An 18,189-nucleotide genomic window follows, 5' to 3' on the forward strand; every position below is an offset into this window, starting at 1 on the left:
CGAAGGGTCCTTGTTGGGCGGAGTCAGTTGCTGCCGAACTGTTTACGGATCGTCTCGACGACGCCTGCGAGCCCCACGCCGTTTGATCCTTTGACCATAACTTCGTCGCCATAGGCAAGGTCGTTCACCACGATCTCAGCCATCTCCGCAGCCGTTTGTGTATGAGCGGCAACACGCCCGCTCCCGAGAGCCTCGGCCAGCGCCGTCATGGCACGACCGACGAGGTAGACCCCTTCTGCACCCGACGCCACAACCGCTGGGGCGAGACTTGCATGCAGGCTCGCCGATTGCGCACCCAGTTCCAGCATGTCGCCCAGGATCAGGACCTTGCGCCCATTCGGCGCCACCTGCGTCCTGAACACATCGAGCGCTGCCGTCATCGACGCCGTGTTGGCGTTATAGCTTTCATCCGTGAGCCAGAGCGGCATGTCGCCGGCGCCCAGACGCAGGCGCTGTCCGCGACCAGGCTGGGCACCGAAACTCTCGAGCGTCCGTAACGCAACGGCCGGCTCGACCCCGGCTAGAGACGCCACCGCCAGGGCCGCGGTGGCATTGGCCACCATGTGCCGGCCGGGCACATTGAGCACCAGCCGGTAGCTGGCCCCCTTATGCACCACCGTGGCAGTGCTTCCGCCGGCCGCCAATTCAACGTCCGTGATCTGCCAGTCTGCCCCCGCCCCTTCTCCATAGGTGACGACGCGGCCAACGCCTGCAACTTTCGCCTCCGCCAGGAGAACACCGATCTGCGCGTGATCCATGTTGAGGAGCGCCGTGCCCCCGGGCTCCAGCCCGGCAAAGATCTCCGCCTTCGCACGCGCAATTCCGTCCAGCGAGCCGAAAGCCTCGAGATGTGCCGCGGCAATGGTGGTGATGACGGCGATGTGCGGCCGCACCATCTGCGACAGCGGACGGATCTCGTCCGGGCCGCTCATGCCCATCTCGAAGACGCCGAATTGCGCCGTGGCGGGAAAACGGGCCAGCATCAGCGGAACGCCCCAGTGGTTGTTGTAGCTCTTGATCGAGGCGTGGGTTTCACCCGCCGCCTCTAAGACCACCCGTATCGCTTCCTTGGTCGTCGTCTTTCCCACGCTCCCGGTCACGCCCACGACCACCGCCCTGCTGCGCTCCCGCGCTGCCCGGCCGATATCACGCAGGCCTTCCAGCGCGTCGGGCACCACGACCTGCTTCGGCCCATCCCCCCGCTGCACCAGCGCCGCGGCGGCGCCATTGCCGAGCGCGGTTTCGACGAAGTCATGCCCATCGAACCGGTCGCCCTTGATCGCGACAAACAGCGCATCCGGCCCCAGCTCCCGCGAGTCGATGGATACTGAATTCACCGGCGTCGCCGGATCGAGGGCAGTAACGCCCCCCGTCGCAGCAATAATGGAAGCGATGGTGTGGAGAGGTTCGGTCATGGGTCTCGACGTCCGTGGCGCAGCGGCAAGGCAATACCCTCTCCCGCGGTGCCCCTCAAGGCACCTCGCCGCTACCGAGCGGCACCCAGCCTCTCGATGATGTCCAACTCGGCCTGAGCAAGCGCCGCTGGATCCGCAACGTCGATCAGCCAGACGCCAGCCGCTTCCGCCGCCGCCGCCAGGTCCTCATTGTCGCGCAAGGAACGCTCTACGAAGATGTCGATCAGGTGCTTCATGCGCACATCGCGTTCGTCATAGCCGCTCTCCCTTCGGATTCGCTCGCGAAGAAAGTCCGGCGCGGCATGGAGGCAAACCGTCAGCAGACCGTGTTGTGTAAGCGTTGCAACATGCTCCGGCCGGAGTGCCGAACCCTCCAGCACGAACCCACCCGACGCATTCTGCTCATCGGCAATCACCCGCTGCAGCAAGGGCCACATATTGGTGTGATGCACGCGCAGGAACCAGTAGATGCTCTGCGGCGAAAGGGTTTCGTAGAACTCCATGACCGGCTCCGGCACGCCCAGCCACGGCCGCCCGGGATGCCGCGCCAGTTGATCGGTCGAGACGACGCGCCAACCTTGAGCAGCACCGATCTTCTGAGCCAGGGTGGACTTCCCGCAATGGGACGTCCCGCCAATCAGCAGGCCCTTCACTTGGCGTCGCGCACAGCTTCCGCCACGACCTCATGGTCGGAGAAGTGGTGCTTGGTCGTCCCGATGATCTGGTAGTCCTCGTGGCCCTTGCCGGCGATCAGCAGCACGTCGCCCTTTTGGAGCGACTTCACTGCCTCGACGATTGCCGTCTTGCGATCGCCGATCTCCCGTGCGCCCTTGGCCGCCGCCAGGATTTCGGCACGGATCGTTGCGGCATTCTCGGTGCGCGGATTGTCATCGGTGATGATGACGTCGTCCGCCATGCGCTGGGCCACCTCGCCCATCATCGGGCGCTTGCCCTTGTCGCGGTCGCCACCGGCGCCGAACACCACCCGCAGCTTGCCCTTGGCATAGGGGCGCAGCGAGGCCAGCGCCGATTCCAGCGCCACCGGCTTGTGCGAATAGTCGATGAAGATGGCCGCGCCATTAAGCTCGGCCACCAGCTCCAGCCGGCCCTTTGCGCCAACAAGCTCGCTGAGCGCCGGAAACGCCTGCGCCTTGTCGACGCCGCTCGACATGGCCAGCGCCGCCGCCACGATGGCATTGCTCACCTGGAACTCACCCGTCAGCGGCAGGTGGAAGCTGAGCTTCTCGCCCACATGACGGATCTCGACCCGCTGCCCATAGCCCTCCGGCTTGACCGAAAGCACTTCGATATAGGCGCCCTCGCGCCCCACCGTCAGCAGCGTCGCGCTGGCGCCCAGCGCCGCGAACATGAAGGGCTCGTATTCAGGATCGTCGACGTTGACCACGGCGGCGCCGCCATCCACCAAGAGGTCGGTGAACAGCCGAAGCTTGGCGTCGCGATACTCTTCCATGCTCGCATGGTAGTCGAGGTGATCACGACTGAGATTGGTGAAGGCCACGGCCTCGAAATGCATGCCGTCGAGCCGGCGCTGGTCAAGACCATGGCTCGAAGCCTCCAGCGCCACGTGGTCGATACCCTGCGCCTTGAGCGCGCGCATCGACTGGTGCAGCGTGCGCGAGTCCGGTGTGGTGAGGCTGCCGTCGATATGGCGTGTCGCCGTGTCGACGCCCAGCGTGCCGATGCTGGCACCGGGAATGCCGGCATAGTTCCAGATTTGGCGCACAAAGGAGGCGACGGAAGTCTTTCCGTTGGTGCCGGTGACTGCGACTGTGATTTCCGGCTGCGGCTCGAAGATGCGCGAGGCGGCCCGGGCATAGGATGCGCGCACGTCCTTGACGATGATCACCGGTACGCCCGGATCGCCCACTGGCGCCGTATCGGTGATGATCGCCAGCGCCCCGCGCTTGACCGCATCTGCGACGAACTGGTTGCCATGCACATTGTTGCCCGGCAGCGCGAAGAAGATGTCGCCCGGCTCGATCCGGCGGCTATCGGAATTGAGGCCGAATACCGCGCCGAGCCCCTTCTTGGGCCGCGCACCGGAACCTTCGAGCAGTTGTGTTACGCTGAGTGACACGGGGTCAGTCCTTCGAAATCAGTTGAATTGCGAGCCCGGCGGGCCGTTGCGAAGCGGGGCGGGAACGAGACTATCGTCGATAAGCGGCGAAAAATCGGGCGCGATACCGAGCATCGGCGCTGCGCGCTGTACGATGCGGCCTGTGACCTGTCCGGCATTCCAGCCGGCCGTCGTGCCCGACTGCGGGTTTTCCGCCTTTGGTTCGTCCACCATCACCACCATGGCATAGCGCGGGTCATCGAGCGGGAAGGCGGAACCAAAGAAGTTGGTCACCTTGCTCGACGAGTAGCGGCCATCCACCACCTTTTCAGCCGTGCCGGTCTTGCCGCCCACGCGGAAGCCCAGCGCCAGCTTGTTCATCTGTGAACCTGAACCGCCTGAACCGATGGCGTTGAGCCGCATCAGGTAGCGGATGGCCTCGCTGGTCGACGGCTGGACCACGCGCCGATAAAGCGGCTCAGCCTCAGCCACGTCGCGCTTGTAAAGAGTTGGCGGCACATAGTTGCCGCCATTCACGAAGGCCGAATAGGCCGCGACCATGTGCAGGGGCGAGACCGAAAGCCCGTGCCCGAACGACGCCGTCGCCGCGCCAACTTCGGAGAATTCCTTTGGCACGCTGGGCAGCCGCATCTCAGGCAGCTCGAACGGCACGCGCTGGTCAAAACCCATCGTGGTGAGGAACGCGCGGTAATTGTCCTTCCCCATCGCCTGCATCACTCGGATGGTGCCGATGTTGGACGAGAACTTGTAGACTTCGGGCAGGCTAAGGATGCGGTGCTTGCCGTGGAAGTCGTCGATGGTGAACCGGCCAAAGCGCACGCCGAAGCGCGCATCGAACTGGTCGGTAATCCGCACCGCACCGCTGTCGATCGCCCCCGCCAGGGTGACGGTCTTGAAGATCGAGCCGGGTTCGAAAATGCCCGCGGTGACCCGGTTGAAGCTGTCCTTGACCAAGGCCGTCTCAGGCGCATTGGGGTTGAAATCTGGGACCGACGCCATGGCGATGATTTCGCCGGTGCGGACGTCCATCATCACGCCTGCAGCCGCAATTGCCTGATACCTTGTCATTGCGTCCAGCAGTTGCTCGTGCATGACGTGCTGCACGCGCATGTCGACGCTCAGTTCCACCGGCGCCAGCGCATTGCCACGCGCAAGGCCCAGGTCCTGCAGCAGCGCCACCGCTTCGCTGTCCATGTGCCGCTCGATACCGGCGATGCCCTGATTGTCGATATTGGTCGAACCCAGGATATGGCTGGCCTCGGTCATGCCGGGATAGAAGCGCTTGGACTCCGTGATGAAGTCGATGCCTGGGATGCCCAGGCGCATCACCTTGTCCTGGATCGCCGGCGACAGTTCGCGCTGCACCCAGACGAAACCCTTGTCGCCGGTCAGGCGGTTGCGCAGCCAGTTCTCGTTGAGATCAGGCAGCACGGTGCGCAGCTTGCGCACGGCTTCCTCGACGTCGATGATCCGCCGCGGCTCGGCGAACAGCGACGGCACGCGGATGTCCACGGCCATCTCGAGCCCGTTGCGGTCGAGGATAGGTGGACGCGTCGCGGTGATGATGTCGCGCGCCTGGCCCTCGATCGTCGTGTCGGTTTCCACCATGCCTAGTTGTACCAGCCGCCCCCCGACAAGGGCGAAGCCAAGCACGATGGCCAGGATCATCCAGCGAATGCGCGCCTGGGTCAGGTTGCCGCGCGCCTTGCGGCTGCCTTCAATGGAGATTGTTGGGGTGAAATCCTCGGCAATGGCCATCACTCGATCCCTTCCATCTCAAGGATCGCATCGATCGGGTCGACGCCCGACGCCAGCGCCTCGAACAGCGCATCCATGGCCATGCTGTTGGGCTTTGCCGGACGCATCGGCAGATCGGCAAACGAGCCGAACTGCTCCTGCTTCACCGGTGCAATGGCCAGCGCAAACTCATGCCGCGCGACAATCGGTGCGATATGCCCCGGCTGCGTCAGCACCGCCTCGTCGGCCTTGAGGATCGACAGCTCCCCCTCCTGCGCATCGATCTGCGCGATCAGGCGCGTGCGTTCCGACGCCGTGTTCTCGATGGCAAACTTGAGGCCGTAGACGCCCGACAGCATGAGCACGCTGGTGAAGATCAGGATAATGTTGAGGTTGCGGATCATTCAGCCCCCCTCACCCGTGGCACGCTCAATCCTTCGAGCGTCACTGGCCGCGCCGGCGCAGCCGAGCGTGTGCCGGCCCGCAATACGGCGGAGCGCGCACGCGGGTTGCGCCCGAGTTCAGCCTCGCCAGCCTTGCGCGCCTTGGCGACCTCGACCCAGCGCCGCGCTTCCGTCTCGACCTGGGGCAGGTGGCGCGATTGGGCGGGCCCACCCTTGTCAGGGTCGAAGAAGCGTTTGACGATCCGGTCTTCAAGCGAATGAAACGTCACAACGACCAGCCGCCCACTCTCGGGCAGCAGCCGCTCGGCCGCGAACAGCGCCTCGACCAGTTGCTCGAACTCGGCGTTCACGGCAATGCGCAGCGCCTGGAACGTGCGTGTCGCGGGATGCGCATCGCCCGGCTTGCGGCCGATGGCCTTCTCGACGATCCGCGCCAGGTCCAGCGTGGTCTCGATGGGCGCAGTCTCGCGCGCAGCGACGATGAATTGCGCGATGCGCCGCGACTTGCGCTCTTCGCCAAAGGCATAAAGCAGGTTGGCCAGCGGCTCGGCATCTAGCGTGTTGACGAGGTCGGCGGCGCTTTCGCCCTCACCGCTCATGCGCATGTCGAGCGGCCCCTCTCGCATGAACGAGAAGCCGCGCTCGGGCTGGTCGAGCTGCATGGAGGACACACCGATGTCGAGCACCACGCCATCGATTCCACCAAAGGCGGAAGCTAGAGTATCGAGTTGGGAAAACGTGCCGGGCACGAACTGGAAGCGCTCGCCGAACTCGGCCTTGAGCGAGTCTGCGAATGGCTTCACGGTCGGGTCGCGATCTATGGCAATGACGCTAGCGCCTGCCTCGAGCAGCGCACGCGAATAGCCACCTGCGCCAAAGGTGCCGTCGACGATGCGCTTGCCGGGGAGTGGCGACAGGGCCTCGAGCACCTCGTCCAAGAGGACGGGAAGGTGCGGGCCTGCCTCCTGGCCGTTTTCGGGCATGAAAAGCTTGCCCATAGATGCCGCTACTCCACTTCCGGCATTCGGCCGGTCTATTCACATCGGCTCACTTTGACCAAGGACGCTTAAGATTTTGTTTCCCATGCGGCTCTCGCCTGCGTTTTCCTGTGAGCAGTAGGCCAACTAATGCCCCGAAACGGCCTCTGAATTGCTTTTCGTTGTTGTACACCCCTGCCCTTTGCGCCATGAACGCAAGTGTTCTGCGCCGGGACTTCTGCATGCCGATTTCCACCAATGTGTTTGTGCGTTCGACGACGCTGCTGCTGGCCGTCGCCTTCCTGGCGCTGGCCGCTATCGTCGGTACAACCATCTGGCTCGTCGAGAACAACAACTACTGGTTCAACGAAACCACCAATGCGCGCGTAGCTCGCGCTGCTGTGGTCAACGTTCGCAACGCGCTGCAGGATGCCGAAACCAGCCAGCGCGGTTACCTGCTAACGCAGGAAGAGCGCTATCTGGCCCCCTACAACGCCGCCGTGCCCGAGCTACCGGGTTTTCTCGACCGCCTCGATGGCGTGCTCGCTCCCTATCCGGAAGCTGAAGGCGTTGCCGAACGCATTCGTACCGTCACCAATGCCAAACTTGCCGAACTCGCGCAGACCATTGAACTCACCCGCTCCGGTCGACTGGCAGAGGCGCTTGCCGTCATACGGACCGACCAGGGTAAAGAAGACATGGATGCGTTGCGCACCCTCTTCACCGGGATCATCGATGCAGCAGACACGCGCACTATTGAAGGCCTCGAAAATCAGCGCAACGGCACCGTCGCCCTGCGTTGGGTGACGATCATCGGCGGCCTCATCATCTTCGCCTTTGTCGGCGCAGCCGCCTGGACGGTCGTGACCTACAACCGTGAAATCACTGCCGCTCGGGCAGAAGTGGAGGCCGCCAATGCCAGCCTTGAGCAGCGGGTGCGCGAGCGCACGTCCGACCTTGGGCGCGCCAACGAGGAAATCCAGCGCTTCGCCTATATCGTGACGCATGACCTGCGCGCGCCTCTGGTCAACATCATGGGCTTTACCAGCGAGCTGGAAACCAGCGTGGGTGAACTCTCCCGCTACATGGCCGACAAGGATGACGACAGCGATCCAAAATTCGCCGACGCCAAGCTGGCGGCCACCGAAGACCTGCCCGAAGCGATCACCTTCATCCGCGCCGCCACGCGCAAGATGGACAGCCTGATCAACGCCATCCTCAAGATTTCGCGCGAAGGCCGCCGCCAGCTCAAGCCGGAGACCCTGGACCTGGCCGAGATCATCAAGGCCACCGTCAATTCGGTGCAGCACCAGATCGTCGAGAATGGCGGCTCGGTAGACCTCGACATTCGCGTGCCCCGCCTTGTCAGCGACAAGCTGTCGCTCGAACAGGTGCTCGGCAATCTCCTCGACAACGCCGTCAAATACCAGCAGCCGGGCCGGCCGGTGACCCTTGCCATTCGGGGCAAGCAGATGTCCGGCAACCGCGTCGAGATCGAGGTCGAGGACAACGGCCGCGGCATTGCCGCCAGCGACCATGAGCGGGTCTTTGAACTCTTCCGCCGCGCCGGTACCCAGACCCAGCCCGGCGAAGGCATCGGCCTCGCGCATGTCCGCACCATGGTGCGCAGCCTGGGCGGCGACATCACCCTGCGTTCCGAACTGGGCGTGGGCACCACCTTCATTATAAACCTGCCGCGCGACCTGCGCAGCTTTCTCGGGAGCAAATCGGCATGAGCAACGACGGCAAGCCAGTTACCATCATCATGATCGAGGACGATGAGGGCCACGCGCGCCTCATCGAAAAGAACATCCGCCGCGCTGGCGTGTCCAACCAGATCGTGCCCTTCACCAATGGCACGGCCGCTCTGGAATACCTTATGGGTCCCGATGGGTCCGGCGAGGTCAATAAGGGCCGCCAGCTCCTCGTGCTGCTCGACCTCAACCTGCCCGACATGACCGGCGTAGACATCCTTGAAAAGGTCAAGGGCAACGAGCACACCCGGCGCTCGCCTGTCGTGGTGCTGACGACGACTGATGATCAGCGCGAGATCCAGCGCTGCTACGATCTGGGCGCCAATGTCTACATCACCAAGCCGGTCGACTATGACGGCTTCGCCAATGCAATCCGCCAGCTTGGCCTGTTCTTCTCCGTCATGCAGGTTCCGGAAACCAACTGATCATGCCCCAGCGGCCTCCTCAGGTCCTCTACATCGACGACGATCCAGGCCTGGCACGGCTCGTGCAAAAGGCGCTGGAACGGCGCGGCTATGCCGTGGAACTTGCGGAGACCGGTGAGGCTGGCCTCGAGCGCATCCGGCGCGGCGGCATCGACGTCGTCGGCCTTGACCACTACCTGCCCGGCGGCACCGGCATTGACGTGCTCGAGCAGATGGCGGACCTTCCGGACCGGCCTGCGGTCGTCTACGTCACCGGCACTGCGGAAACCGCCGTCGCTGTCGCAGCACTCAAGGCAGGTGCGGCCGACTACGTGCTCAAGGCCGTGGACGAGGATTTCATCGAGCTCCTCAGCAGTGCCATCACCAGCGCCGTCGACCTGATCAGCCTCAACCGCGCCAAGGCGACGGCCGAGCGCGAAATGCGCGAAGCGCGCGAGCGGGCCGAAATGCTCTTGGGCGAGGTCAATCACCGCGTCGCCAACAGCCTCGCCATGGTGGCAGCCCTTGTCGGCCTGCAGGCAAATGCCGTCGACAATGACGATGCCAAGCAAGCCCTCGCCGAGACCCAGGCCCGCATCCAGGCCATCGCCGGCGTCCACCGCCACCTCTATACGACCGACGACGTCCGCTCCGTCCAGATCGCCGATTACCTGCAGAGCCTGGCCGCCGAACTCGAAACCACCATGCGCGCTACCGGCAACGACTCCCGCATCCTGGTTACCGCCGACAACATTGCCATTCCTACCGAGAAAGCTGCCTCCATCGGCGTCATTGTCACCGAACTCGTGACCAACGCCATCAAGTACGCCTATGCAGACCTCGGCCAGGGCGATGTCCGCATCCGCATGACCCGCGGTGGAGACGAGACGGTGGACCTCTCCGTGGAAGACGACGGGATCGGCTGGGACGGCAGCGGCAAGCCGCAGGGCACTGGCCTCGGCAGCCGCATCGTGCGGGCCATGGCCAGCAGCCTCGGCGCCACCGTCGCCTACCGCACCGAAGGCGGCGGCACCCGCGTCAACGTCCAGTTCCCGGCTTAAAGACCGACTGCTTTCTTCAAGACTTCATCGATCCGCGTTTGCCAGCCTGGTCCATCTGCCTTGAAGCGTTCGACAACCTCGGCGGTAAGACGGATCGAAACCGGGATCTTCTTGGGCTCAACTTGAAGCCCACGCGTCTTGGGAAAAGCTTTCAATACCTCCGGCGGCAACACTTCATGGGCCGGACGGGCCCGCTTGAAGTCCTCCTCGGTCCATTCGGGATTGTCGTCGTCAAAGAGCACTGTTTTGGACATGACGTCTGATCTCCTTGTCGTGGGCACGTCTCAAGCTGATCGGGCGCACGCTCGCGCCTCGCGTAGTGAAGACCAAGCAATAGTGCTCGCCGTCGATCAGACCCCAGGCCCGGTAGCGATCTTCACCATAGTCAAAGCGGGTGTCTGCCTCGACAGCAAGCATGTCAAAATCACTCGCCCTTGCGAGCGAAATGCCGTGCTTGGCGACGTTGGTCGCTTCCTTGAAAGGATCGAACTCGATGGCCATGCATGTATATACAATTTGCCTGCTCCCGTTTCAAGGGGAGACAAAGGTAAACGCCAGTTGACCTATAAGCCGGGTTCTGTAGGGCCTGCGCCTTGCGGGCAGGCGTGGTGACCATTCATCTGTGGCGCCTGTTGCCAGGACGCTCGTGCAACCAACCCGGATGATCTGGCCTCAAAACTGGCTGGGGCCGAAGCCCCGCGTCATCCCTATTTGGTCTTGCTCCCGGTGGGGTTTACCGTGCAGCTTCCATTGCTGGTCGCCCGGTGCGCTCTTACCGCACCCTTTCACCCTTACCGCTCCAGGGAGCGGCGGTTTGCTTTCTGTGGCACTTTCCCTGGGGTCGCCCCCGCCGGCCGTTAACCGGCACCGTGTTTCGAAGGAGCCCGGACTTTCCTCCAGCAGCAGGTTACCCCACTGCCAGCGGTCACCCGGTCAACTGGCATCGGTGGTGTAGAGACCTCGGAGCCCCGGCGTCAAGCCGTGGCGTCGGCCGTCAACAGCGGCGTCTGCGCCGGCTTGGTCAGCGCCTGGTAGGCCAGGTTGATCGCCTTCATCCTGTCGGTCGCCACGTCGATCAGGTCTTCCGGCACGCCCTTGGCAATCAGCCGGTCGGGATGATGCTCGGCCACAAGGAGCCGATAGACCCGCCGGATCTCGGCAGCGTCGGCACCGGGCGCGAGGCCGAGCACGGCATAGGGGTCGACGCCCGCCTCAAGCCGCACATGCTGGCTTGCCAACTGCTCGAAGCGCACCTCGTCGAAGCCGAAGATGTCGCTGACCGATTTCAGGTAGTCGAGTTCCGCCTCATGCACCATGCCATCGGCGGTCGCGATATAGAACAGCGAGTCGAGCACGTGTTCGAGCGTGTCGGGACTGTCGTGGAAGAAGCGCGTCACCTTGCGCGCATAGGCGTCGTAGCCAGCCACGTCCTGCTTGGCGAGGTTGAATACCCGCGCCACCTGCGCCTCGTGCCCGGCGGCGATTTCCACCGTCGCGCGGAACGCGCGCTCCTCCGATGCAGTGACAGCACCGTCGGCCACCGCCATCTTGGCGGCCAAGGCAATCAGCGCCAGGGTAAAGGCGGCATCGCGGCCGCCGGGCAGCCAGTTGTCCGGGTCGAGCGCATTGGCCAGCGAGCCGGCAAGGCCCGTGCGTTGGCTGAAAGAGCCAACGAAATCGCTCAGCCGGTGCCACATGTCGCTTTCGGTCTCGCAATCGCGCATGCCCGTGACTATCCGCTGCGCCTGTTGATCGGGTGCGGAGCTTAGCGCCTGCCGCATCCCCGGTCCACACGCGACTGGCGCATGGCTTCCCTGCCCTAGTCGGCGAAGAAGGAGAAGACCGGCTCTTCCCAGCCGATCACGCGGTCACCGCGGCGCGGCTGGGGCGCCTCGTCGAGGAAGAATCCCTCCCCATTCCGGGTCATGGTCGCAGCGCTGCCCTGCTTGCGCGCGAGGAATTCGGAAAGCGGGCCGGTTTCCCAGTCCTCCAGCTCGTCAGCGGTCACCGTCGCTGAGGAACGCGGCCCCAGTTCTGCTGGCACATAGACTTCCTGAACAGGAGGTGCCACGGCCACCGGCACCCGGATGGGATCCGGCCGCATGGAGAGCGGCATGGGAACCGGAGCAATCTTTTGCGGCGGAATGGCAGCCACTTCAACCGGATCGGCAACAGGTGCAACCGGCACCGCAGTCCCTGCGGGCGGGGTGGTGATAATCGGCGTCCGCGCGGCAGGAGCAGCGGCAGTCTTGGCCGGCTGCGCCGCAGGCTTGTCACCCGCGCCGGTGATATAGCTCGGCAGGGGCTTGCCCGACTGGATAAAGGTGTCGACCACATTGGCCGTCTGCGCCGGCTTGGGAGATGCTGCGACCACGGGCTTGGCCGCTGGTGTCGAAGCAACCTGCTCCGCAGGCTTTGCGACCGCCACTTGCTCCACCGGCTCGCTGACCGGCGCCTTGGGGCGCTGGCTCAGCGGTGCGGGCGCAGGTGCGGTCGGCGCGGCGACTACGGCCACCTGAGCAGTCGCCGGTTCGGCCTTTGCGGCGAACTGCGCCGACAGGAGGTCCGCCGTCGGCACGCCCACGACAAGCACAGCACCGGCCCAGGTCAGTCCATTGGTGATGCGGCGATCGATCTTCATGTCTCTACGTCCCGATAAGCTTCGCCCCGGAGGGGGAAGAAGCCCGTTTTCGTGGCCATTTTGTGAAACGCGGCCCACCTGGCAAGCATTGCGCCTCGTCCGATGAACGGCACCTGAATAGGCAACGCTGCCTGATGGCACCAGATCATGGTGAACACAAGGTTAAGATCGCATGCTCCTATGGACGCCGCCCCAGGATACGGGCAAGCGCCAGCGCCAGTGGCGAACGGTTATGCGTATAGATGTGGAACTCGGTTACGCCCTCGTCTAGCAACTCCGTCACCTGCTCCGCCGCAACGGCCGAAGCGACCAGCGCATGCGTCTCTGGCTCATCGTCCAGCCCCTCGAAACGCTCAGCCAGCCAGTCAGGAATGGAGGCGCCGCAGCGGCCGGCGAAGTTGGCAATCTGCTTGAAGCTGTGGATCGGCTGGATCCCCGGCACGATGGGTGCGGTGATGCCAGCCGCCCGGGCCCGATCCAGGTAGCGAAGATAGTCGCCATTGCTGAAAAACATCTGCGTGATCGCCCGGTCCGCGCCCGCATCGATCTTGCGTTTGAGGTTGTCGATCTCGGTCTGCCAGTCGGGGCTTTGAGGGTGCTTTTCCGGATAGGCGGCGACGGAGATGTCGAAGTCGCCCAGCCGGCGCAGGCCAGCCACGAGGTCCGCAGCGTTGTGATAGCCCTGCGGATGCGGCGTGAACGGCTGTCCCACCCCCTCCGGCGGGTCACCGCGCAGGGCCACGATCCGGTTGATGCCCGCCTGCTGGTACCCCCGCACCACGGTATCGACCTCCTCGCGCGACGCGCCCACGCAGGTCAAATGCGCGGCAGCATCCACACCCGTTTCCGCCTTGATGCGGCTGACCATGCGCAGGGTACGTTCCCGCGTCGATCCACCGGCGCCATAGGTGACCGAGACGAAACGCGGCTTCAGCGGCGCAAGCTTGTGCACACTGTCCCAGAACTTTTCCTCCATGACGTCGGTCTTGGGCGGAAAGAACTCGAAGGAGATTTGCAGGTCCGGCCGCTGGTCAGCGGTCTGGCGGCTGGCGCGGTGGTCGTCGTCAAGCATTGGTCTATCCGTTCAAGAGCTTGTCGCTGAGGCGCCACAGGCAAACCGTCAGCCCACGTTCGGTGCTTTGGCTGGGAAATTGCCGCACCCAGTCGATGTTGAGACCCGCCGCGGCGCTCCAGGCGCTCATCTGCGCCTCCGACAGGCCAAGGCGGCGGTGTGCGTGCTCGCTGCGCAGGAATTCGAGGTCATGCGGGGCAAAGTCCACGATCACCATTCGCCCGCCCGGCTTCAGCAGTCGCCGCGCCTGCGCCAGCATTCGACCCGGATCGTCGAAGTAATGCAGCACCTGGTGCACCACGATCACATCGGCAGGTCCGGCGGCCAGGTCCACATCGCCGATATCACCCAAACGCACCTGCGCATGATTGATACCGGCCGATGCCAGGCGCGAACGCGCCACGGCCAGCATCTCGCGACTCGAATCGATGCCGATGCCGCGCTTGTAGCTCTCCTTGAGCACCTCCAGCATGCGGCCCGTCCCGGTGCCGAGGTCGATCAGCGTCTCGACCTTCTGCCCATCGAGAGCCGCGACCACTGCGGCTTCCACCGCCTCTTCGGGAACATGCAGGGTCTTGAGCAGGTCCCAACTGCCGGCCACCTTGGCGAAATACTGGCTGGCTTGCGCCTGCTGCGCCGCCCGCACCTTTTCCTGCCTTTCGATGTCACGCGCACGGTCGGCGTCGCTGTCGCTGACCCGCTCTATCAGCCATCGCGCCAGCGCACCCGCCTCACCGTCTGGCGCCAGGCCATAATAGGCCCAGGCGCCCTCGGCATTGCGTTCGATCAGCCCGGCATCGGCCAGGAGCTTCAGGTGCCGCGACACGCGCGGCTGGCTTTGCTTGAGGATTTCGGTGAGGTCCTTGACCGAATGGTCGCCATCGGCGAGCAAGGCGAGGAGCCGCAGCCGCGTCCCCTCGCCTGCCGCCTTGAGCACCGTCACCAATTCGTCCAGACCCGCCATCGCCCCTCACCAGATATAAAGATGTCTTTATATCTATATCGAAGGCGCGGTCCAGTGGCTTCGCACCAACCCGCTTCAGAAATCCCTGTACGGCGCACAAGGACGGAAACGAAAGACCCCGCTGCCGCGGGGTCCCTCAACTCAGGCGCTCATCGCCGCGCGCTCTTCACTGACAGCGCGCTTGCGGAAGGAATGGGCCCGCCACAGTTCGAATATGCCTTGCGCCTCGTCTTCGTCCAGGGCGGCGAAACGGCTGGAAACCATCCGCTTGTCCGCCTCCGTGGGCAGGTCTCGCCAGGGCAGCGTCGCAACAATAGCCTCGAACAGGTCGGTCGAAAGACCCGCTGCCTTGAGCGCCACCGTGATCGCCACATAATCCTGGCTCGCGAGCCATTTGACGAACACTTCCGGCCCGATGCTGAGGATAACGGTGAGCGCCGCCGCCGCATGGTGGCCATAGCCAAAGCGGGCGAAGCGCGCCAGGGCACGGTCGTCGAGCTGACGCCGATCGCTCAGCGCCTTGACCTGGTTATAGGCGACCTTCCATTCGCTGGCCGAGAAGCCGGCGCGGTTGCGCATGCGATTGTAGACCACCGCATTGACCTTGCCCGCCGCCACCGGGTCGAGCGGCCGGCCGCCACGCTCCGCCTCGCCCAGGGTTTCGAGCACCTTGCTGGACACGGAGTCGATCTCCCCGCGCAGCGACTTCCAGTCGATCTCGGGCCGGTTGCGCAGATCGGCGGCAATCTCGGCATCCCTACTGGCGCGCTGCACCAGCTTTTCGATCGTGTTCTTGTCGAGTTCAGCATTGCTGTTGCGCATCAGCCGGATGACCGAGGAGCGTTCGCCGTGCTCGACGATCGCTTCGCCCACCCGGTCGGGCACATTGCTGCGGCCGGCAATGGCAACGCGGTGCTCTTCGCTTTGCCGCGAAACGATGTCGATGAGGTCGTCGTCGGAAAGGACGTTGGAAAATTCCAGCAGCGGCTTGGCCACTTCGATATCGTCATTGGCCAGCTTTACGACCACAGTGCCCGGCGCGCGCTCCAGCGGCGCCAGGAGCTTGGCCACATGCACCCGCGCCTCGACTTCGACCAGTTCGGCGAGCTGGCAAAGCACCTCGTCATACTGGGCGACCTGTTCGTCGTCGCACCGGTCGGAAACATAGCTGAACAACTGCGCCATGTTGCGGAACAACTGTTCGCGCTCGGTATTGGTGTGCTCGCCGTTGAGCACGCGAAAGCTCGAAAACGCCCGTTCGCCTTGATCCAGTTCCGACATGCTCGCCTCATTCTGTGCGATGAATATAGGGTCACTGTGCGGGCGACATGCTCAGGCCGCCTGAAGGCGGTCGGGCAAATTCGTTTCAATTTTTAACGATCAGCAAAAGCAAAAGGCCCCGGATCGCTCCGGAGCCTCTTTATCAAGATGCGGCCGCTACTTAGTGGAGGTCGAAGCGATCGGCTTCCATCACCTTCACCCAGGCGGCAATGAAGTCCTTGGTGAACTTCGGTGCGGAGTCGGATTGGGCATAAACCTCGGCCAGTGCCCGCAGCTGCGAGTGCGAACCAAATATCAGGTCGACGCGGGTGCCGGTCCAGCGCAGTTCGCCGGTCTTGCGGTCGCGGCCTTCGTAGACGCCCTCTTCGCCTTCCTTGGGCGACCACTCGGTGGCCATGCTCAGGAGATTGAGGAAGAAGTCGTTGCTGAGCGTACCCGGACGATCGGTGAAGACGCCATGCTGATTGACGCCAACCTCGAGCACCCGCAGGCCACCCAGCAGCACGGTCATTTCCGGTCCGGTCAGGCGCAGCAGCTGCGCCTTGTCGATCAGGGCCTCCTCCTGCTCCATGAAGGCGCGATTGCTGTAGTAGTTGCGAAAGCCGTCGGTGCGCGGCTCGAGCGCGCCGAAGGACACCACGTCGGTCTGCTCCTGCGAGGCATCCATGCGGCCTGGGGTAAAGGGCACCGTCACCGAATTGCCCGCTGCTTCCGCGGCCATCTCGATGCCGACACCACCAGCCAGGACGATCAGGTCCGCCAGCGACACCTTCTTGCCACCGGCCTGGAACTCGGCCCGGATGGCTTCAAGCGTTTCCAGGACCCGCGCTAGTTGGCTCGGCTGATTGACCACCCAGTCTTTCTGCGGCGCCAGCCGAATACGGGCGCCATTGGCACCGCCCCGCTTGTCGGAGCCGCGATAGGTCGAGGCTGAAGCCCAGGCTGTGGACACCAGTTCCGATACCGTGAGGCCGGAGGCGGCGATCTTTTGCTTGAGAGCCGTCACGTCGGCCTCATTGACGAGGTCATGGTCCACGGGCGGGATCACGTCCTGCCAGATCAGGTCCTCGGCCGGCACTTCTGGACCGAGGTAACGGACCTTGGGGCCCATGTCGCGGTGCGTCAGCTTGAACCAGGCACGGGCGAAGGCATCGGCGAACTGATCGGGATTTTCGAGGAACCGGCGCGAAATCTTCTCGTATGCGGGGTCGAAGCGCAGCGCCAGGTCCGATGTCAGCATGGTTGGCCGGTGCTTCTTGTTGGGGTCGAAGGCATCGGGAATGACACGTTCGTCGGTCTTGGCCACCCACTGCTTGGCGCCGGCGGGGCTTGTGGTCAGTTCCCACTCATAGTTGAAGAGATTGCTGAAGAAATAAAAGCTCCAGCGCGTGGGCGTCTGCGACCAGGTGACCTCGAGGCCCGAGGTGATGGCATGGGTGCCGTGTCCGGTTTCGTACTTGCTCTTCCAGCCCAGGCCCTGATCTTCGAGGTCGGCGCCTTCCGGTTCTGCGGCAATCAGCGACGGATCGCCGGCGCCGTGTGTCTTGCCGAAGGTGTGCCCGCCGGCGATCAGCGCTACGGTTTCCTCGTCATTCATGCCCATGCGGCCGAATGTTTCGCGGATGTCGCGTGCCGAGGCGATCGGATCGGGATTGCCGTTGGGGCCTTCCGGATTGACATAGATGAGGCCCATCTGCACCGCGCCCAGCGGGTCCGACAACTGCCGTTCGCCCGAATAGCGCTCGTCGCCCAGCCACGTGCCCTCCGGGCCCCAATAGAGCTCCTCGGGCTCCCACACATCGGCGCGGCCGCCGGCAAAGCCGAAGGTCCGGAAGCCCATGGATTCGAGTGCGACATTGCCCGTGAGGATCATCAGGTCGCCCCAGGAGATGGCATTGCCGTATTTCTGCTTGATCGGCCAGATCAGCCGGCGTGCCTTGTCGAGGTTGGCATTGTCCGGCCAGGAATTGAGCGGCGCAAACCGCTGCTGGCCCTGCCCCGCGCCGCCGCGGCCGTCGGTAATGCGGTAGGTACCGGCCGAGTGCCAGGCCATGCGAATGAAGAGCCCGCCATAGTGGCCGAAGTCAGCCGGCCACCAGTCCTGCGAGTCGGTCATGACCTTGCGGAGGTCAGCCTTGACTGCCGCAAGATCGAGCTTCTTGAACTCTTCGGCATAGTTGAAGTCGGCGCCCATGGGGTCCGACAGCGACGAGTTGCGGTGCAGCATGGTGAGGTCGAGCTGCTTGGGCCACCAATCACGGTTGCCATGGCCCTTGCGGCCGTGGTTCACCGGACACTGGCCTGCGGAGGCTTTGGTATTGGGATCGGTCACGAAACATCTCCTGGACTTGCTGTTGGGCGCCTTATAGGAAGCTGCCGAT

The 18,189-nt window shown here is 64.0% G+C and carries 17 protein-coding genes and 1 other RNA gene; 3 read left to right on the top strand and 15 right to left on the bottom strand.

The annotated features are described in order from the left end of the window. Window positions 1–23: 23 nt before the first annotated feature. From VIL88_RS00560 to rsmH, 6 genes are all read right to left on the bottom strand, one after another. Window positions 24–1,415: a UDP-N-acetylmuramoyl-tripeptide--D-alanyl-D-alanine ligase gene (locus VIL88_RS00560; RefSeq protein ID WP_331984842.1), complete on the bottom strand. Its 1,392-nt coding sequence runs from the start codon at window positions 1,413–1,415 to the stop codon at window positions 24–26. 71 nt (window positions 1,416–1,486) lie between these two features. Then, the gene (locus VIL88_RS00565) at window positions 1,487–2,068 is read right to left on the bottom strand and encodes a hypothetical protein (RefSeq protein ID WP_331984844.1); all 582 of its coding nucleotides are present in this window, start codon (window positions 2,066–2,068) and stop codon (window positions 1,487–1,489) included. Beyond that, window positions 2,065–3,513 carry a UDP-N-acetylmuramoyl-L-alanyl-D-glutamate--2,6-diaminopimelate ligase gene (locus tag VIL88_RS00570; protein WP_331984846.1) on the bottom strand — a complete coding sequence of 483 codons (1,449 nt, stop codon included), beginning with the start codon at window positions 3,511–3,513 and terminating at the stop codon, window positions 2,065–2,067. The genes VIL88_RS00565 and VIL88_RS00570 overlap by 4 nt, the downstream gene beginning before the upstream one ends. Window positions 3,514–3,531: 18 nt before the next feature. After that, window positions 3,532–5,271, bottom strand: a complete 1,740-nt coding sequence (locus tag VIL88_RS00575) for a penicillin-binding protein 2 (protein WP_331984848.1) — start codon at window positions 5,269–5,271, stop codon at window positions 3,532–3,534. Next, window positions 5,271–5,654 carry a cell division protein FtsL gene (ftsL, locus tag VIL88_RS00580; RefSeq protein WP_331984850.1) on the bottom strand — a complete coding sequence of 128 codons (384 nt, stop codon included), beginning with the start codon at window positions 5,652–5,654 and terminating at the stop codon, window positions 5,271–5,273. Before ftsL ends, VIL88_RS00575 begins: the two co-directional genes overlap by 1 nt. Further along, window positions 5,651–6,652 (bottom strand): 16S rRNA (cytosine(1402)-N(4))-methyltransferase RsmH, encoded by a 1,002-nt coding sequence (gene rsmH, locus VIL88_RS00585; RefSeq protein ID WP_331984852.1) that lies wholly within the window; start codon window positions 6,650–6,652, stop codon window positions 5,651–5,653. Before rsmH ends, ftsL begins: the two co-directional genes overlap by 4 nt. A 221-nt stretch (window positions 6,653–6,873) precedes the next feature. Between rsmH and VIL88_RS00590 the strand changes: the two genes are divergently transcribed. Genes VIL88_RS00590 through VIL88_RS00600 form a run of 3 tightly spaced genes read left to right on the top strand, consistent with a single transcriptional unit; the run spans window position 6,874 to window position 9,850 of the window. Continuing rightward, on the top strand, window positions 6,874–8,367 hold the full coding sequence (locus VIL88_RS00590) for a CHASE3 domain-containing protein (protein WP_331984854.1): 1,494 nt from the start codon (window positions 6,874–6,876) through the stop codon (window positions 8,365–8,367). Then, window positions 8,364–8,810 carry a response regulator gene (locus VIL88_RS00595; RefSeq protein WP_331984856.1) on the top strand — a complete coding sequence of 149 codons (447 nt, stop codon included), beginning with the start codon at window positions 8,364–8,366 and terminating at the stop codon, window positions 8,808–8,810. Before VIL88_RS00590 ends, VIL88_RS00595 begins: the two co-directional genes overlap by 4 nt. Window positions 8,811–8,812: 2 nt before the next feature. Continuing rightward, window positions 8,813–9,850, top strand: coding sequence for a response regulator (locus tag VIL88_RS00600; RefSeq protein WP_331984858.1), 1,038 nt, complete (start codon window positions 8,813–8,815; stop codon window positions 9,848–9,850). On the opposite strand, the gene VIL88_RS00605 is transcribed toward VIL88_RS00600, so the two are convergent. The 9 genes from VIL88_RS00605 to katG all read right to left on the bottom strand — a co-directional run bounded on the left by VIL88_RS00605 (window position 9,847) and on the right by katG (window position 18,140). Then, window positions 9,847–10,104, bottom strand: coding sequence for a BrnA antitoxin family protein (locus VIL88_RS00605; protein ID WP_331984859.1), 258 nt, complete (start codon window positions 10,102–10,104; stop codon window positions 9,847–9,849). The genes VIL88_RS00600 and VIL88_RS00605 overlap by 4 nt on opposite strands. Continuing rightward, window positions 10,082–10,351, bottom strand: a complete 270-nt coding sequence (locus tag VIL88_RS00610) for a BrnT family toxin (RefSeq protein WP_331984862.1) — start codon at window positions 10,349–10,351, stop codon at window positions 10,082–10,084. The genes VIL88_RS00605 and VIL88_RS00610 overlap by 23 nt, the downstream gene beginning before the upstream one ends. Window positions 10,352–10,400: 49 nt before the next feature. Then, window positions 10,401–10,791, bottom strand: an RNA gene (gene rnpB, locus VIL88_RS00615) — RNase P RNA component class A. Window positions 10,792–10,824: 33 nt separating this feature from the next. After that, entirely contained in the window at window positions 10,825–11,574 is a 750-nt protein-coding gene (locus VIL88_RS00620) for a DnaJ family molecular chaperone (protein WP_331984864.1), read from the bottom strand. A gap of 95 nt (window positions 11,575–11,669) precedes the next feature. Next, window positions 11,670–12,491 carry a hypothetical protein gene (locus VIL88_RS00625; protein WP_331984866.1) on the bottom strand — a complete coding sequence of 274 codons (822 nt, stop codon included), beginning with the start codon at window positions 12,489–12,491 and terminating at the stop codon, window positions 11,670–11,672. 178 nt (window positions 12,492–12,669) lie between these two features. Continuing rightward, window positions 12,670–13,563 carry a methylenetetrahydrofolate reductase [NAD(P)H] gene (metF, locus tag VIL88_RS00630; protein ID WP_331984868.1) on the bottom strand — a complete coding sequence of 298 codons (894 nt, stop codon included), beginning with the start codon at window positions 13,561–13,563 and terminating at the stop codon, window positions 12,670–12,672. A 4-nt stretch (window positions 13,564–13,567) separates the two neighbouring features. Continuing rightward, entirely contained in the window at window positions 13,568–14,527 is a 960-nt protein-coding gene (locus VIL88_RS00635; RefSeq protein ID WP_331984870.1) for a metalloregulator ArsR/SmtB family transcription factor, read from the bottom strand. A gap of 141 nt (window positions 14,528–14,668) precedes the next feature. Then, window positions 14,669–15,808 carry a DUF2336 domain-containing protein gene (locus tag VIL88_RS00640; RefSeq protein WP_331984872.1) on the bottom strand — a complete coding sequence of 380 codons (1,140 nt, stop codon included), beginning with the start codon at window positions 15,806–15,808 and terminating at the stop codon, window positions 14,669–14,671. 160 nt (window positions 15,809–15,968) lie between these two features. Continuing rightward, window positions 15,969–18,140 (bottom strand): catalase/peroxidase HPI, encoded by a 2,172-nt coding sequence (katG, locus tag VIL88_RS00645; RefSeq protein ID WP_331984874.1) that lies wholly within the window; start codon window positions 18,138–18,140, stop codon window positions 15,969–15,971. Window positions 18,141–18,189: the final 49 nt, after the last annotated feature.

The organism is Devosia sp., assembly GCF_036563435.1.
Lineage (GTDB): Bacteria > Pseudomonadota > Alphaproteobacteria > Rhizobiales > Devosiaceae > Devosia.

Coding starts and splice junctions, on each gene's coding strand:
- VIL88_RS00605 (WP_331984859.1), bottom strand. CDS start 10,104: ATGTCCAAAACAGTGCTCTTTGACGACGACAATCCCGAATGGACCGAG.
- VIL88_RS00640 (WP_331984872.1), bottom strand. CDS start 15,808: ATGTCGGAACTGGATCAAGGCGAACGGGCGTTTTCGAGCTTTCGCGTG.
- VIL88_RS00610 (WP_331984862.1), bottom strand. CDS start 10,351: ATGGCCATCGAGTTCGATCCTTTCAAGGAAGCGACCAACGTCGCCAAG.
- VIL88_RS00635 (WP_331984870.1), bottom strand. CDS start 14,527: ATGGCGGGTCTGGACGAATTGGTGACGGTGCTCAAGGCGGCAGGCGAG.
- metF (WP_331984868.1), bottom strand. CDS start 13,563: ATGCTTGACGACGACCACCGCGCCAGCCGCCAGACCGCTGACCAGCGG.
- VIL88_RS00560 (WP_331984842.1), bottom strand. CDS start 1,415: ATGACCGAACCTCTCCACACCATCGCTTCCATTATTGCTGCGACGGGG.
- VIL88_RS00600 (WP_331984858.1), top strand. CDS start 8,813: ATGCCCCAGCGGCCTCCTCAGGTCCTCTACATCGACGACGATCCAGGC.
- VIL88_RS00575 (WP_331984848.1), bottom strand. CDS start 5,271: ATGGCCATTGCCGAGGATTTCACCCCAACAATCTCCATTGAAGGCAGC.
- VIL88_RS00595 (WP_331984856.1), top strand. CDS start 8,364: ATGAGCAACGACGGCAAGCCAGTTACCATCATCATGATCGAGGACGAT.
- rsmH (WP_331984852.1), bottom strand. CDS start 6,652: ATGGGCAAGCTTTTCATGCCCGAAAACGGCCAGGAGGCAGGCCCGCAC.
- VIL88_RS00625 (WP_331984866.1), bottom strand. CDS start 12,491: ATGAAGATCGATCGCCGCATCACCAATGGACTGACCTGGGCCGGTGCT.
- VIL88_RS00590 (WP_331984854.1), top strand. CDS start 6,874: ATGCCGATTTCCACCAATGTGTTTGTGCGTTCGACGACGCTGCTGCTG.
- ftsL (WP_331984850.1), bottom strand. CDS start 5,654: ATGATCCGCAACCTCAACATTATCCTGATCTTCACCAGCGTGCTCATG.
- VIL88_RS00620 (WP_331984864.1), bottom strand. CDS start 11,574: ATGCGCGATTGCGAGACCGAAAGCGACATGTGGCACCGGCTGAGCGAT.